The sequence below is a fragment of the Bradyrhizobium betae genome (genome assembly GCF_050632175.1).
Taxonomy (GTDB): Bacteria; Pseudomonadota; Alphaproteobacteria; order Rhizobiales; family Xanthobacteraceae; genus Bradyrhizobium; species Bradyrhizobium betae_B.
This window is the reverse complement of sequence record NZ_CP192576.1, coordinates 6,107,666-6,122,103: the sequence shown is the minus strand read 5'-3', so window position 1 is coordinate 6,122,103 and position 14,438 is coordinate 6,107,666. Positions and strand designations below refer to the sequence as shown.

Genomic DNA, 14,438 nt, shown 5'->3' with positions numbered 1-14,438 from the left:
ACCCGCGCCAGATAGCGCTACTGGCTCGTCGCCGGCTTGGGTGCACGGGGCGCGGATCTGGACGGTTTTGCGCGAGGCTCGGCCGCTGCGCGCGGAGGCGGCCCATCGACCGACTCCAGATAGGCGGCGAGCGCCTGGGCCGAGTCGGAGCTGGTCGCATAATGGTCCTTCAGGAACCAAGACAGCGTCAGGCTGAAGCGACCTTTCGCAAGGCCCCGCGGGCTCCGATGGCAGGTGGCACAACCATCCGCGAAAAGCTTTGCAGGCGGCTTGCCGGCGTCGAGATTTTGCGCGGACGCGGCCGTCACCGTCAGCGCGGCGGCTGCAAGAATCATCAGGGGCGCGATCACATCGCGCCCCGGTCGAAATGGCATCGTCAAATGTCGTCCCCTCGCGCGGTCACGCCGCCGATAGCTGATCGAATTCGGCCGGCGCGTAGGCCTTGCCGTCATGGTCGGTAATGACGACCCGCCATCCCTCGCTCGCCCACACCTTCGCCTTCGCGACGATGAGCAACCGGCTCTCGCGGTCGAAACTGCACTTCTCATTGTCGCGTTCTGCGACCATCTTGTAGGTCAATTCGCATCCCCTGGCGTTGCCCTGCACCCGTTCCCCTCGTGGCAGCGGGAGTTGGCGGCAATTCGCCGGGAGCATGGCAATTTGGTGCCATCCGCGGCAGCATTGTGCTTGGTTCCAACCGAGCGCCGGAGGTTGATCGTGCGACCCATCATGAATGCGATTCTGCTTGTCGCGGGCTTGCCTGGCGTGGCCTTGATTGGCGCCGGGCCGGCAGCCGCGCAAACTACGATCCGCGCTATCCAATCTGCATGGAGGTCTACACCATCGACGGCAGCAGCATCGATTGCAGCTTCACGTCGATCGCGCAGTGCGCCATGACTGCCTCCGGGCAATCCGCGCAATGCTACGCCAATCCCTATGCCGTGAAGAGCCGCCAGCCGGGCTTGGGTCCATCGCCGCCGCGACGGAGCCGCTAGCGCCCCTGATCCGCTCAATGCACGCGAATGACGTGCGGGCGGCCGAGATCAATCAGTCCCTGCACCGCCGAGCGGCGATCGTCCAGGGCTGCGATGGTGAGCAGCAGATTGTTGCGGCGCTCGTCGAGCACGCCCATCTCGGCACCGGAGAGCTTCATGCTCACACGCTGCTTGTGAATGTCATCGAGGGATTTGCGCAACCCGTCGATCAGGCTCGTCAGTTGCTTGGCCTCTTTGGTCATCGACCGCTTCGCGACACTCTGGCGACGCGTCTCCGCCTGGCTTTGTCTCATCGTCATCCTCCCGTTGCCCCGCTGCCCCGAGTGGATGCTTTCAGCTTTCGGTACAGATATTACGATCGATGAAATCCGCCTGTGACGATCTATCTTAAATTGTAACCGCCTCAGCGCGCAGTCAGCATGATCCTATCGAAATATGCGGCGAGCCCGGCAAAGTCGTCGAGCGGCAGTACGTGTCCTACGTACTGATCCGGCCGCACGACGACCATGCATCCGGCCTTGCGATCGATCCCGCGCATGGCGAAAACGTCATGGCCGCTCTTGAGGTCGGGACAGAACATCTTCTCGTAATCGAGCAAACCATAGCGGCCCTTGCGGGGGAGCAGCAGTGCGGGCATTGCCTCGACGGCGAGCTCGCGATGCTCCTGCTGAAACACGGCGCGCAGGTCGATCACGCTGTCGATGTCTGCGCCCGCAGGCGTGTAGCGCCTCAGCGGCGATTCCCGGGCTTCGCTCAGGAAATTGCACAAGGCGCGAATGGCCGAGCCGGCAGCCGCAGGATCTTCCGCGGGCGAAAACGCGTAGATGCGGAAACGGCCATCCGCCTGTCCTGCATGGCCGAGATGAACCGGCTTGGCATCACCAAGTCGAATAACCGGCGCCGAGTGGAAGCGCTTTCCGATCACGAGACCTTCTGCGAGATGCTGATGCGACGCAGCGCCCGTAAGGACCGACGGCCGGTAGTGCGTCGCCGTGCCCGCAGTGTAGCGGCCGTGCCTGACGAAGTAGTCCTGCGTCTTGGCGGCATCGGCGCCGCCTGCTTTCGCTGCGGACGCCAAAATCCCCGACCATTCGCGATCGAAATCGATCAGCTCCTTCGCAACCGCCTGCCGCTCGGCCGAGTAGGAATGCAAGAGGCTCGGCGCGCACTGCTTGCGCAGCACTGCGGCGAGTTTCCAGCCGAGATTGAAGGCATCCTGCATGGAGACGTTCATGCCCTGCCCCGCCTTCGGGCTGTGGGTATGGCAGGCGTCGCCGGCGATGAAGATACGCGGCAGACGCGTGGCGATCTCGGCCTCCGGCACGTCGTCGAACTTGTCGGTCAGGCGCTGGCCGATCTCGTAGACCGACCACCACGCAATCTCCTTCACCTCGAGCGTATGCGGCTTCAGGATCCGCCGCGCCTTCGCAATCACGTCATCGGCGCTGATATTGCGGTTGGCAACGCGCTCGCCGACGTCGAGTTTTGCAAGCTCGACGTAGAGGCGGACCATGTAACCGCCTTCGCGGGGAATGATGAGCAGGCTGCCGTCCTTCGCCGACTGGATCAACGATTTGAACCGGATGTCCGGAAAATCGGTCACCGCCAGCACGTCCATCACACCCCAGGCATGGTTGGCGGAATCGCCGTGCAGCTCACGGCCGATCGATTTGCGTACGATGCTGCGCGCACCGTCGCAGCCGACCACATAGCGCGCCTTGATGGTCTCGACCTTGCCCTCGCTTCCGGCATCGACGCGCTCGAGACGCACGGTCACGGCGTGATCGGCGGGATCTGCGGCCGGATCAGCCTGCACGTCCAGCAGGCGGCGGCTGTAGTAAGGCTCGAGCTTCGCCGGCGATTTGCGCATGACGTCGAGAAAGCCGTCATGGATGCGCGCCTGGTTGAGGATGACGTGCGGGAATTCGGACAACCCGTCCTCGACGTCCTGCACCCGGCCGCTGCGGACGATCGTCTCCGGCTCCCGCTCGTCGGGCTTCCAGAACGTCGTCTCGTTGACCCAATAGGCCTCCTTCAGCACGCGCTCGCTGAAGCCGTAGGCGTGGAACATTTCCATGGTGCGGCAGGCGACGCCGTCGGCCTGCCCGACCAGCAGGCGGTCCGGCTTCTGCTCGACGATGCAGGTCTTGATATCAGGGAATTGCGCAAGCTGGGCGGCGAGCGTCAGGCCCGCAGGGCCACAGCCGACGATGAGGACATCGACTTCTCCGGGCACGGCGCCTGCTGCGCCGGACGCCTGAATGCGGTCGGCGGGATCGGCGATCTCGGGATCGCCCGGCTGAAATCCATTGAGATGGAATTGCATGCGCACCTCTCCAGTCAACGTCTCCTTCGAGATTGCTCAGTATGCTGACTATCAGTATACTTGTCAATAATGGCACGCCTCCCTGCCCCGAGGAGAATTCGGTGAAAGACAACAACGATATGCCCGGGCACCTCGCGCGCCGGTTTCAGCAGATCGCGGTCGCGGTGTTTCTGGCCGAGGTCGGCGAGGCCGGCTTCGACCTGACGCCGGTGCAATACGCGGCGCTCGCGACCATCGCGGCCAATCCGGCGCTCGACCAGGTCACTCTCGCGGGACTGATCGCCTACGACCGCACCACCATCACCGGCGTGATCGACCGCCTCGTACAGAAAGGTCTCATTGAGCGCCGCGCATCGAGCCGCGACCGCCGCGCGCGCGAGCTCGAGATTACCGATGCAGGCAAACGCACGCTGCGCAAGATCACGCCGGCGGTGGAATCGGCCCAGCGCACCATGTTGCGTGGTCTGAGCGCGAAGGAAGGCGATGAGCTGATGCGGTTGTTGCGCAAGGCGATTGCCGCCGGCAACGAGCTCAGCCGCGCGCCCCTGCGCGAGGCGCAGGCATAGGTACTCCTGTCCGCAAATGTCGCAGTGCGATGAAACCCGGAGCTAACTTTCGGCTGCTAGGGTCTGCCCCATTCGGCGCTTAACGCGCGATTAACTTTGCCGTTCGGGAGCTTTCCGATGTTCAGGTTTCTCATTGTGGCTGCGGCCATCGCGCTTTCGGCCGGCCATGCGCTCGCAAACAGCGGCCATGGCGGCGGCGGTTCCCCTCCTCCTACCCCGAAAGCCGAATCGCCTCCCACACCGGCGAAGGTGATCCTGACCAAGCAGGGCCCCAAGCTCGTCGATCTCAAGGGCATGACGCTCTATCATTACGAGCGAGACACCACCGGCAAGACCTCCACCTGCAACGGCAAGTGCACCGAAAGCTGGGTTCCGCTCGCCGCGACGGCCGATGCCAGGGCTGTCGGCGACTTCACCGTGATCAACCGCGACGACGGCACCAAGATGTGGGCGTACCGCTATCGCCCGCTCTACACCTCACCCGCCGACAAGGCACCGGGCGACGTCAACGGAATCGCCACGACGCTGCAATGGCACATCGCGCGGCCCGTGGAATGAGGCGAACGGCGCGCATCCGTCGCTAGCGCGCCAGTTCCGTCGGCACGGGCTTCCATACCGGTATCTTTGCGCTCGGCTGAAGCGGCTTGACCTCCGCATTCACCACAACAGGGCCGGTCAAGAACCAGACCGCAGCAACGGCCGTGATCACGACCGCTACGCCGAACGCTGCAAACCCTTTCATGTTTCTATCCTGCCGATCAGTTGCTGAGAATGACGCCGTGCTGACGCCGCGACGGATGGTCGGCGCCGACCAGCGCGTTCGGATCGGTTGCGATGACGGCTTCCGGCAACGGCACCGGCTCGAGGCCCGCGAAGCGGCGATAGAGCGCGCCCATGATGGCGCCGCAAATTGCCGAAGGCACCAGCAGGGCAGCGAAGATCGGCACGACCAACACCAGCAATAGCGTGCAGGCGAACGCCGCCACGCCCCCGATCGCCGCGTATTCCCATGCGCTGCGGCGGCTCATGGCGCGGGCAATTTGGTGCACGCAGAGCATGAAGATGCAGGAAGGAACGACAGAGACCACCATCATGACCATGAAGGTCTGCGCCGGGATCACGGCCGCGAAGATCTGGGCGGTGCTCTTGTCCGCGAAGCCGTTCGTCAGGAACGGCACCAGCGTGTAGGGTACTAGCGTCGCGAGCACCGTCGGCATCAGCGCCGCGATGGCAACACCGGCGACCGACGTGCGAACCCGGACCGGTCCGTCGAACACGATCGGCGGCGCCGCTCCCGCCGCGTCGGCGGCGGCCGCACCGCAGGCGCGCGCAACCGGAGTGAGGCCGGCAAACTGGCCATAGAGAAATCCGCCGATCATCCCCGCGATCGTCGGCAGCAAGCCGATCGTCACCACTGTCCCGTCTCCGGGCGTCGCCAGCTGAATGTGGTTGCGGATCGCGATGCCGTAGCTCACTGCGGCCATGACGCCGCCCATCAGTCCGTAGGCGAGCCGGCTCGAGATCGTCCACTGCCGTAGCGTGATGTGCCCGGCGAACAGCAGGGCCGCATTGATGGCCATGCGGCCCGCATAGAGCGACACGATCTGGTCCGGCGCAGGCACGCCAACCGGATCGATCACCTGCCCGCCCGCGATGGCGAAGACCATCAGTACGGCTTCGATGATAGCCAGCGGAATCAGCGCGGCAAAAAGTGCGCGCGGCGAGTTCTTGACGATATGCATGCGAGCAACCCCTTGCTCGCTGCACGCTAGAGGCGAGGCGTTACGGCCCGCGCAACACAATGGATAAAATTGTCGGCAAGCAACGCAGGTGATGCTGCCGACCTGCGTGCCTTACCCGCGCCAGCTTCTGTTGGCCTCGACCTGCGCGCTCTGCCCGGGCGGCAGCACGACGACGGTGGAATTGAGCTTCACCCGGTCGTAGAGATCGATGACGTCCTCGTTGCGCATGCGGATGCAGCCGGACGAGATCGCCTGCCCGATATATTCGGGCTGGTTGGTGCCGTGGATACGGTAAAGCGTGTCCTTGTTCCCGGCATAGAGATAGATGCCCCGCGCGCCCAGCGGATTGGCGGGGCCGCCGGCAACCCGCGCCGGATACGGTCCGAGCCGCGCCTGGATGTCCGCGGTCGGAACCCAGTCCGGCCATTCCGCCAGGCGACCGACGCGCGCGACGCCCGAGAAGGCCATCGCCTCCTCGCCGACCGCGACGCCGTAGCGGATCGCCTTGCCGTCCGGCAGCACGAAATACAGATAGCGCGCGTCGGTATCGACCAGGATCGTGCCCGGCTGCTCCTTGCGCGGATAATCGACGACATGGCGGAGAAACTGCTCGGGCACATCGGCCTTCGCGTAAGGCGCGTGCGCCAGCAACTGACGGTCGCGGGCCGTCATGCTCGCATCCGTCGATGGCGAAAGCGTCGTCTGCATGCAGCCGCCGAGCGGCAACAGAGCAACGACGAACAGAGCGAATAAAGATCTTGGCACCACCGGCCCCCGATAGCGAATGGCAGCGCCCCCAGCGCCGCCAGATAGTGCCAAAATCGCGCTGAAAACAAGGCTATGTGGAACACGTCCGCGTGTGCGGGGAACGAGTTCCATCACCACGAACGGTGGACAAGCGTCGCACAGTCTCCATCCCCTCGCCTTGCTTTGGTCAAACCCGGCTGGACTCGTGCCCTTTGGGCTTGGGATGGGGCACGTCAACAGATCGGCTCGCGCCAATGCGGACGACCAAAGTGCAAGGAGCTGCGATGCTCGCGACGCTGAACAGCAGTCAAATCGTCGATGCGATCGTGAAGGACGCGGCCAGGGATAACGACCCGCACGACGTCGTGCAGATTTCACCCGACATCGTGCGGGCCTCGCGGCCCGGCAGCGTCGCACCTTCGCTGGCGCCGGAGATCGTGAGCCGTCCGGAGCCGACTTTCACACTGGAACCAAAAATCAGTCCAGAGCCGAAGTTCAGTCCTGCGGCCGAGCCTCAGGCAGCCGTTCCCTCCGTCGACACCGCCGTCCGCGTCGCGGCGAGTGATGGTCACGGCCCGCGGAGGCAATCCGCCGCGAGCAAATGGCTGCGCGGCGCGTTCGTCACGTTTCTGTTTGCGGGTGGCAGCGCGGCCGCCACCATCGCCTGGGAGCAACACGGCGACACGGTCAAACCGCTGCTCGCACAATGGACGCCGGCCCTGGCGTCGTTGCTGCCGGCGACATCGCAGACTGCTGCAGAGACGGCAGCGCAGGCCGCGCCGCCCGCAGCGTCGGCCGCCGCACCTGCGGCGAGCGATCAGACCGCCGATCAATCTGCGCCGCCGCCCGCGGTCCAAGTTGCAGCAGCAGCGCCCGCAACAACACAGCCTGACGCAACGCAGTCGGTGCAGTCGATGACGCGCGATCTCGGCTTGATGGCGCAGCAGATCGAAGCGCTCAAGGCCAGCATCGCCGAGTTGAAGGCCGGACAGGAGCAGATGGCACGCGAAATGGCGAAGCCGAAGCCGGTGACTGAGGCGAGACCGCCGGGCGATCCGCGTGGGCGCGTGTCGGCGCTCCCGCCGCGAGCACCTGCCCGGACTGCGCCGCCGGTTCGCAAGCCGAAGCCGGTCGTGTCACACACCTACCTGCCGGCCTCGCCAGCGCCGCTCGCACCTCCACCGCCTTCGCAGGCTGCCGCAGCGCCGCCGCCGGCCTCAACTGTCGCGACGCAGGCCGTCGCCGATGACGACGGCCCTGTCGTGCGGCCGCCGATGCCGCTGCGCTAGCGCGATTGCAGAACGGCGCTGGCGCCAGTCGCGCACGCTGACCGGGACGGTGTGATGCATTGAATCCGGATTACTACGGGACGCGATGCTTCGCATCGTCTCGCAAGAGAAAAGGCCGTCGGGATCTATGCCGGCGGCCTTCTCTTGCAGCTGCCGGTTCCCGGAGCCCGGTTCTGCTGCAATTCCATGCCCAATGATCGCGCCGACATGTTTAATAAAATCCTAATGCACCTGCGTACTGCACATCATTTCTGCGCCATAAGCACAGAGATTGCGCGGTCCGTTCACCCGATAGACATCGACTCAGTGGTACGATCCAGCATGTTCTGAAGCCTTCCGTTGCAGGCTTCTCTTGGAAATTTTGGTCGTCACACCGGGGAATTCGGATGCCTTACTATTCCTTCGATCTCGTGGTCGGTGAAGAGTTCAAGAACCAGGGCGAAATCATCCTTGAAGACATCGAGGTCGCCTCCGATCGCGCCGTTCAATTGGCCAATGAGCTGTCGCAGGTGAAGCCGGAGCTGCAGCAGAAGGGCTGCGCAGTGCGCGTCACCGATCGCGATCACAACGAGGTCTATCGCACGCCGCTCGATCCCGTGCCGGCCTGGCGGCGCTGACTACTCGTCGAGCACAGGCGCTTCGAACCAGTTCGTCAGCGACAAGCCGCCGTCGACCACGAAGGCTGCGCCGGTGACGTAAGCCGAGAGCTTGTTCGACAGCACCGTGAGCGCCATCGGCGCGAGATCGTTGGCCGCGCCGAGGCGCCCGAGCGGAATGTGTTTCGCCAGCGAAGCATCCGCGACGAACCCGCCCGCTGCGATCGCACCCGGCACCAGCGCGTTGACGCGAATGCCGTGCCGACCAAAGCTCTTCGCGAGCTCCTTCACCAGCATCGCCATTGCCGCCTTCGCCGTCGAATAATGCGGCAGGTTGCGCGGCGTGCCCGCATGCAGCGAGGTGAGAAACAGGAACGAGCCGGGCTGCCTTGCCGCGATCAACCGTTTTGCGATCTCGCGCGCCAGGTGAAAGCCGGCATCGAGATTGACGGCGTGCATCTCCTGCCAGGTCTTGCGATCCACCGCGAGCGCGTGATCGGCCTCGCGCCGCTGTGGAGACGCGCTGTGCACGAAATGCGAGACCTCGCCCAGCGCGGCATGTGCGGCAACCAGCAGCTCATCGCAGGCCTCGAGCCTCGCCAGATCGCCAACCCAGGGCACGGCCAATTCAGGCTTGCTGCTCGCGCTTATCGCTGCGCTTACGCGCTCCGCATTCACATCGGCGAAAACGGTCCGCACGCCCTCGTCGACCAGGGCCTGCGCGATGGCTCGGCCGATGCCATTGCCGGCGCCGGTCACGAGCGCCGTGTCGCGTGCAGGATCGAAAGGCGTGCTGAACAGGCTCATCTCGCTCTCCGTAACAGGGATGCCCGGCCACGATAGCGCACCGCAGCGCGAAGCGACAAATGCGCCCCGGCACCATTGCGGAGTAGCCCGCCGGACGCTAGCCTCTCAAAAAATGAAGGAGGATCCAAGGATGCGCACCGGTTTCCTGATGGCAGGCCTGTTGCTGATCGCCACATCGGCCCAGGCCGAGGACCGTCCACGCTCGACCTATGTGACGCTGGTCTTGCAGGCCTTCGCGGCCAAGGTCGAATGTCCGGGCACGGACGTCGCCTATCAGGACCTGGTACAGAAGGCCGAGCAGATGCACCTGCCCGACGGCACCACCGAGAAGGTGCGCAAGGCGATCGCCTGGATGCACACCGGCGGCAAGATGGGCGAGAAGCAGGATGACGATCTGATGGCCGAGGTCGCGGTGGCGACCCAGGTGACCGATCTCAACCAGCGTCGCCTCGGCATGCCCAGCTGGTGCGAAGCCCAGAAGACCAACCTCGCCGGCCTGATCCGCGCCAAGGGCGGCTAGACGAGCGGCGAGCGATATCGCGATGTTAAGCACGCCGCGGCGGAATAATCGCCCCGGCAAAAAATCGTCACATTCCTCGCCAGCATGCGGCTCTTCGAACAGGAGACCCACATGCGGATTGTATATGTCGTTTTCGCCGGTGCTCTCGTGACGAGCGCCCTGCTGACCGCCCCGGCTGTGGCGAGGAATGCCGAGGCCCAGAAAGGCGACGACAAGTCGACCAGCGCGTCGTCATCGTGCAGCGCCTATCAGATGGGCGCCGACGGATCGTGGGAACCGCTCCCCTGCAGGGAGACCGGCGAACGCAGCCAGCCGGCGACCCAGCAGAAGTCTCGTGGTCAAGGCGCCGACCAAAGCGATCGCTGAGGGAACTCGCGGGTTCCATCAGCGTTTCGCCGGCGGCTTGCCGCGGTGCGACGACCGCTGGAGCCGCATCCTGGACATGATCAAGGATGGAACCGTGCGCAACTGATACCGATCAGCTCTGGTGCGGGCCGCGCATCACCTTCATGGCATCGACGATATGACGCCATTCCCTGGCCTCGTCGGCCTCGCCGCGGCCCTCGCAGGCCTGCGCCTGTTCTGCGGCTTTCGCTATTGCACCAGGACCATGCTGTTCCAGCATCTGCCGCGCGACGGTGTGGACCTGGACCTCGGACATCATGGGCGCTCTCCCTCTTGAGGAAACCGCGGCGCCCGGCTCGGCGCTCCGCGGATCTCTGACAACGGTTTCGCCGCAACTCCCGTTCCGCCGTCCGCCGATCACATCGATCGAGATCGAGCGCGGTGCAGCCCCAAACCCCACAAAACAAGGCGGCCCGCTGTGCCCAGCGGACCGCCTTTTCACCCACCCCAAACCGGATGTCATGCAGCCGCGTTCCCTTACGCGACCGCCACTTTCTTGTTCTTGCGCTCGAAGTCGTTGGGCACCTCGATATCGACCTCCAGGGTCGACACCTCATCGCCACGCTCGAGCCGGACGATGACCTTGGTCGGATCCAGCGTCACGTGCCTGGACACGACGGCGAGAATTTCCTCACGCAGCACACCGAGCAGATCGGGCTGGCCGCGCAGTCCGCGTTCATGGGCAAGCAGGATCTGCAGTCGTTCGCGAGCGACCGGTGCAGAGGCCTTATTGCCGCGGAGAAGCCGGAGCAGACCCATGCTCATGCAGCCCTCCGTCGCAGCAGCCGATCCATGAAGCCCTTGCGTTCGGTCGGCACCTGCATGGCGACGGTCTCGCCGCATAGCCGCCGCGCCGCGTCGATATAAGCGCGCGCGGGTGCGCCTTCGGCGTTCGACAGCGTCACTGGCGTGCCGACATTGGAGGCGCGCAGCACGTCCTGGCTCTCCGGGATGATGCCGAGCAGAGGCGTCGCGAGGATTTCGAGGATGTCATCGATGGTCAGCATCTCGCCGCGCGCGGCGCGGGAGGGATCGTAACGCGTGATGAGAATGTGCTTCTCGACGCGCTCGCCCTTCTCGGCCCGCACCGTCTTGGAATCGAGCATGCCGATGATGCGGTCGGAATCTCGCACCGAGGACACTTCCGGATTGGTCACGATGACGGCTTCGTCCGCAAAGCGCATCGCCATTGAGGCGCCGCGCTCGATGCCGGCCGGGCTGTCGCAGATCACCCAGTCGAAACGGCTGCGCAGATCTTCGATGACCTTGCCGACGCCCTCTTCCGTCAGCGCATCCTTGTCGCGGGTCTGCGACGCCGGCAGCAGCCACAGATTCTCCAGCCGCTTGTCCTTGATCAGCGCCTGCGGCAGCTTGGCGACGCCCTGCACCACGTTGATGAGGTCGAACACGACGCGGCGTTCGGCGCCCATCACGAGGTCGAGGTTGCGCAGGCCGACGTCGAAATCGACCACGACGACCTTGTCGCCGCGTTGCGCCAGCGCAGCGCCCAGCGCGGCGGTCGTGGTCGTCTTGCCGACCCCGCCCTTGCCTGATGTCACGACCAGTACCTTGGCCATCTGAAAAATCTCCTTCTGGTCAGTTCAGCGCGGTAATTCGCATGGTGTTGCCCTGCAGCCAGGCCTGGGCCGGCCGGCCGCGCAAGGCGGCGTCGATATCGTCAGCGGTCTGGTAAAACCCATCAATTGCAAGCAGTTCGGCCTCGATCTTCTGGCAATAAATGCGCGCGCTCGTGTGACCGTTCACGCCCGCCATGGCACGGCCGCGGAGCGCGCCGTAGATGTGGATGGAGCCGCCGGCAACGACTTCCGCGCCGGAGCCGACCGAGCCCAGAATGGTGACGTCGCCGTCGGGGAAGATTACGGTCTGGCCCGAGCGCACCGGAGATTCGAGCAGCAGCGAGGTCGGCTTGGCCTCGACCTTCGCCTCGGGCTTCTTCGGCGCACTCGGCTCGACCACGCAGCTCCGCCCGCCCGAGAGCAGCGGCGGCATCATCGGGGTCAGCCGCGACTCCTCCACGCCCTCGATGCCGAGCACGCGGATGTTCCGGTCTTGCAGGCTGGTGAGCAGATGGCCGATACCGGACTGGCTGAGATCGACCGAGGACAGGTCGATCACCACGGGCCGGCCGGCGAAGAAACCGGGCGAGCGGGCGATAGTGGTGTCGATCTCCTGGAGCCAGTCCTGGATCGGAACCGTCGGCACGAACACGAACGCCACGTAGGAGCGCCCGCGCAGGCGCACCATTTGGCGTTGGACTTTTGCTGCAGCCTCCATAGCGGCCGACCTCGTTCCCTGTTATTGAATGGTTAACGATGCGGCGGATATGGTTAACGGCGAGTTAATTTTCCCGTGGGGTTACGTGGGGGATGGGGCCCTCCGGGTAGCCCGGATGGAGCGCAGCGCAATCCGGGACCCCTCGCCCGACAGACGCACCGCCCCGGATTTCGCTGCGCTCCATCCGGGCTACAGGGGCCGGCGCTCTGGACGCCGTCTGCCTCATACGGTTCGCGACTGCTGCCACATCGTCATTGCGTGCGCAGCAAAGCAATCCAGACTGCCTCCGCAGAAACAGCCTGGATTGCTTCGCTACGCTCGCAATGACGGGAAGAGAGAGAGCCCCTACTTCTTCACCTTGCTCGCATCCATCTTGATCGCGGGATCGAGCATCTTCGTCGTGAACGCCGTGGTCACGTCGAACGGCTTCTCCATGCCGAGATAGGTCTGGACCAGGTCGTAGTCCTTCTTCATCCGCTCACCGTCGATCCAGCCGAGACCCTTGGTGGTCGTGAACTCGTCCGTCATCAGATATTTGATGCGCTCCCACTGGCGCTCCTGGTTCGCCTTGTCGAGGCCGGAGACCTGGTCGAGCAGCGCCTTCAGGCAGGGTTGGACGTCGGCGACGCACGTCGCAAAAGCCTTTTGCGAGATGCGCACGAACTCCTCGACCAGCTTCGGGTTCTTCTGCAGATAGGCGCCGTTGACGATCAGCGAATTGCCATAGGGGTTGAGCCCGATGTCCTTCCAGTTGACGTAGCCGAGGTCGGGGCCGAACTCGATCACCTTCAGATCGTGCTCGTTGTAGAAGTCGCTGATGATGTCGACGGTGTGGTTCTTGAGGCCCGCGATCTTCGCGGTCGGCCCGATATTGACGAAGCTGACGGCATCGGGCGCGATGCCGGCGGCCTTGGCGAAGGCCGGCCACATCACGCGCGAGGCGTCGCCGGGCGGGTTGCCGATCTTGTGGCCCGGGAAATCCTTTACGCCGTTAACACCGTAGCTTTTCAGCCAGTAGAACGTCTGTCCGGTGTTGGCGTAGATGCTCATCAGCGCGACGTCGTCGGCGCCCTTGCTCTTGGCGACCAGCATGGTGGCGAGATCGGCGATGCCAAAGGCCGAGCCGCCCGCGCCGACCTTGGCGGCGGAGACACCGGAGCCCTTGCCGACCTCGATGGTGAGATCGATGCCGGCCTTCTCGTACCAGCCCTGCGCCTTGGCGTAGTAGAACGGCGAGTGATCGGCCGTCGGCGTCCAGTTCAGGATCAGATTGACCGCCTCGCCCGCGCTGGCGGGCACCGCGGGCAAACCGAGCGCCAGAGCCAAAACCGCCGCCTGCAAACGCTTCATCGCATCTCTCCTCGTTGCCGCGACCCGGCTTGTCGCTCTCCCCTTGTGAGGATACCAATGCAACAAGGCCGCCCTCAACTTGTCAACCGTTTGGTTGGAAATGCCCGCAAAACGTTCAGGCGACACCGTGCCGCAGCGGCGCGATCCCGTCGCCACCCGCAAGAAGCTGCTCACCGCGGCGCGCCAGGAGTTCGCCCGGCACGGCTTTGCGGGCGCCCGCGTCGACGAGATCGCGATGCGCGCCGGCGTCAACAAGCAACTGGTCTATCACTATTTTGGCGACAAGGACGCGCTCTACCTCGCCGTGCTGGAAGTGGTCTATGAGGACATCCGCGAGCAGGAGCGCAGGCTCAATCTCGAAGGCCTGCCGCCGGAAAAGGCGATCCGCAAGCTGATCGAGGCCTCGTTCGATCACCTGGCAGCAAACCCTGATTTCATCGTGCTTCTGAACGACGAGAACCGCGGCGGCGCCCGCCACGTCCGCGGCTCGACGCGGCTGGAGGCGATGCATTCCCCGCTGGTCAAGAGCGTCTCCCACATCCTCAACGAGGGGGTGCGCTCGGGCGTGTTCCGTCGGGGTATCGACCCCGTCCAGCTCTATATCTCGATTGCGGGCCTCAGCTATTTCTTCTTCTCCAACACGCCGACGCTGTCGGCGATCTTCGGCAAGGACCTGTCGAGCCGGGCCCAGCGGCTGGCCCGTCGCCGCCACGTCGCCGATCTCGTGCTGCATTCGCTCCGGCCTTAATCAACCAACTGGTTGAAACTTGCCGCAAGGACGGTTAGGCTGGCGACCGGCG

At 64.6% G+C, this 14,438-nt stretch carries 21 protein-coding genes; 8 read left to right on the top strand and 13 right to left on the bottom strand.

Annotation, left to right across the window (positions count from 1 at the left end; genetic code table 11):
• Window positions 1-17 precede the first annotated feature (17 nt).
• Complete coding sequence (locus tag ACQ86E_RS29435; RefSeq protein WP_431202956.1) at window positions 18-374, bottom strand: hypothetical protein; 357 nt, start codon at window positions 372-374, stop codon at window positions 18-20.
• 25 nt (window positions 375-399) lie between these two features.
• A complete protein-coding gene (locus ACQ86E_RS29430) occupies window positions 400-606 on the bottom strand; it encodes a hypothetical protein (protein WP_431202955.1) in 207 nt (68 codons plus the stop codon).
• 221 nt (window positions 607-827) lie between these two features.
• On the opposite strand from ACQ86E_RS29430, the gene ACQ86E_RS29425 reads away from it, so the two are divergent.
• Window positions 828-995: a DUF3551 domain-containing protein gene (locus ACQ86E_RS29425; protein WP_431202954.1), complete on the top strand. Its 168-nt coding sequence runs from the start codon at window positions 828-830 to the stop codon at window positions 993-995.
• A gap of 14 nt (window positions 996-1,009) precedes the next feature.
• Here ACQ86E_RS29425 and ACQ86E_RS29420 read toward each other — a convergent pair whose 3' ends face one another.
• Together ACQ86E_RS29420 and ACQ86E_RS29415 are read right to left on the bottom strand one after the other, a co-directional pair.
• Complete coding sequence (locus ACQ86E_RS29420; RefSeq protein ID WP_431202953.1) at window positions 1,010-1,237, bottom strand: hypothetical protein; 228 nt, start codon at window positions 1,235-1,237, stop codon at window positions 1,010-1,012.
• Between the two features lie 161 nt (window positions 1,238-1,398).
• Window positions 1,399-3,321, bottom strand: a complete 1,923-nt coding sequence (locus tag ACQ86E_RS29415) for an FAD-binding monooxygenase (RefSeq protein ID WP_431202952.1) — start codon at window positions 3,319-3,321, stop codon at window positions 1,399-1,401.
• A 101-nt stretch (window positions 3,322-3,422) separates the two neighbouring features.
• On the opposite strand from ACQ86E_RS29415, the gene ACQ86E_RS29410 reads away from it, so the two are divergent.
• Window positions 3,423-3,887, top strand: coding sequence for a MarR family winged helix-turn-helix transcriptional regulator (locus ACQ86E_RS29410; protein WP_431202951.1), 465 nt, complete (start codon window positions 3,423-3,425; stop codon window positions 3,885-3,887).
• A 117-nt stretch (window positions 3,888-4,004) separates the two neighbouring features.
• Window positions 4,005-4,445: a COG4315 family predicted lipoprotein gene (locus tag ACQ86E_RS29405; protein WP_431202950.1), complete on the top strand. Its 441-nt coding sequence runs from the start codon at window positions 4,005-4,007 to the stop codon at window positions 4,443-4,445.
• A 22-nt stretch (window positions 4,446-4,467) separates the two neighbouring features.
• Here ACQ86E_RS29405 and ACQ86E_RS29400 read toward each other — a convergent pair whose 3' ends face one another.
• From ACQ86E_RS29400 to ACQ86E_RS29390, 3 genes are all read right to left on the bottom strand, one after another.
• A complete protein-coding gene (locus ACQ86E_RS29400) occupies window positions 4,468-4,629 on the bottom strand; it encodes a hypothetical protein (RefSeq protein WP_431202949.1) in 162 nt (53 codons plus the stop codon).
• A 16-nt stretch (window positions 4,630-4,645) separates the two neighbouring features.
• Entirely contained in the window at window positions 4,646-5,629 is a 984-nt protein-coding gene (locus tag ACQ86E_RS29395; protein ID WP_431202948.1) for a hypothetical protein, read from the bottom strand.
• Window positions 5,630-5,740: 111 nt separating this feature from the next.
• On the bottom strand, window positions 5,741-6,337 hold the full coding sequence (locus ACQ86E_RS29390; protein WP_431206591.1) for a L,D-transpeptidase: 597 nt from the start codon (window positions 6,335-6,337) through the stop codon (window positions 5,741-5,743).
• Between the two features lie 323 nt (window positions 6,338-6,660).
• Here ACQ86E_RS29390 and ACQ86E_RS29385 point away from each other — a divergent pair, with 323 nt between their 5' ends.
• A complete protein-coding gene (locus ACQ86E_RS29385; RefSeq protein WP_431202947.1) occupies window positions 6,661-7,665 on the top strand; it encodes a hypothetical protein in 1,005 nt (334 codons plus the stop codon).
• Window positions 7,666-8,051: 386 nt separating this feature from the next.
• Window positions 8,052-8,282: a DUF6894 family protein gene (locus ACQ86E_RS29380; protein WP_015686526.1), complete on the top strand. Its 231-nt coding sequence runs from the start codon at window positions 8,052-8,054 to the stop codon at window positions 8,280-8,282.
• Here the strand turns inward: ACQ86E_RS29380 and ACQ86E_RS29375 are convergent, their stop codons facing one another.
• A complete protein-coding gene (locus ACQ86E_RS29375) occupies window positions 8,283-9,068 on the bottom strand; it encodes an SDR family NAD(P)-dependent oxidoreductase (RefSeq protein ID WP_431202946.1) in 786 nt (261 codons plus the stop codon).
• Window positions 9,069-9,198: 130 nt separating this feature from the next.
• On the opposite strand from ACQ86E_RS29375, the gene ACQ86E_RS29370 reads away from it, so the two are divergent.
• Both ACQ86E_RS29370 and ACQ86E_RS29365 read left to right on the top strand, forming a co-directional pair.
• Window positions 9,199-9,588, top strand: coding sequence for a hypothetical protein (locus ACQ86E_RS29370; protein ID WP_431202945.1), 390 nt, complete (start codon window positions 9,199-9,201; stop codon window positions 9,586-9,588).
• A gap of 111 nt (window positions 9,589-9,699) precedes the next feature.
• A complete protein-coding gene (locus tag ACQ86E_RS29365) occupies window positions 9,700-9,954 on the top strand; it encodes a hypothetical protein (RefSeq protein ID WP_431202944.1) in 255 nt (84 codons plus the stop codon).
• Between the two features lie 112 nt (window positions 9,955-10,066).
• Here the strand turns inward: ACQ86E_RS29365 and ACQ86E_RS29360 are convergent, their stop codons facing one another.
• From ACQ86E_RS29360 to ACQ86E_RS29340, 5 genes are all read right to left on the bottom strand, one after another.
• Window positions 10,067-10,252 (bottom strand): hypothetical protein, encoded by a 186-nt coding sequence (locus ACQ86E_RS29360; protein WP_431202943.1) that lies wholly within the window; start codon window positions 10,250-10,252, stop codon window positions 10,067-10,069.
• A gap of 218 nt (window positions 10,253-10,470) precedes the next feature.
• The gene (gene minE, locus ACQ86E_RS29355) at window positions 10,471-10,758 is read right to left on the bottom strand and encodes a cell division topological specificity factor MinE (protein ID WP_015686532.1); all 288 of its coding nucleotides are present in this window, start codon (window positions 10,756-10,758) and stop codon (window positions 10,471-10,473) included.
• Entirely contained in the window at window positions 10,755-11,570 is an 816-nt protein-coding gene (gene minD / locus ACQ86E_RS29350; RefSeq protein WP_431202942.1) for a septum site-determining protein MinD, read from the bottom strand. The genes minE and minD overlap by 4 nt, the downstream gene beginning before the upstream one ends.
• A 19-nt stretch (window positions 11,571-11,589) precedes the next feature.
• Window positions 11,590-12,288 (bottom strand): septum site-determining protein MinC, encoded by a 699-nt coding sequence (gene minC, locus ACQ86E_RS29345; protein ID WP_431202941.1) that lies wholly within the window; start codon window positions 12,286-12,288, stop codon window positions 11,590-11,592.
• Window positions 12,289-12,633: 345 nt separating this feature from the next.
• The gene (locus ACQ86E_RS29340) at window positions 12,634-13,638 is read right to left on the bottom strand and encodes an ABC transporter substrate-binding protein (RefSeq protein WP_431202940.1); all 1,005 of its coding nucleotides are present in this window, start codon (window positions 13,636-13,638) and stop codon (window positions 12,634-12,636) included.
• A gap of 100 nt (window positions 13,639-13,738) precedes the next feature.
• Between ACQ86E_RS29340 and ACQ86E_RS29335 the strand changes: the two genes are divergently transcribed.
• On the top strand, window positions 13,739-14,386 hold the full coding sequence (locus ACQ86E_RS29335; protein WP_431202939.1) for a TetR/AcrR family transcriptional regulator: 648 nt from the start codon (window positions 13,739-13,741) through the stop codon (window positions 14,384-14,386).
• Window positions 14,387-14,438: the final 52 nt, after the last annotated feature.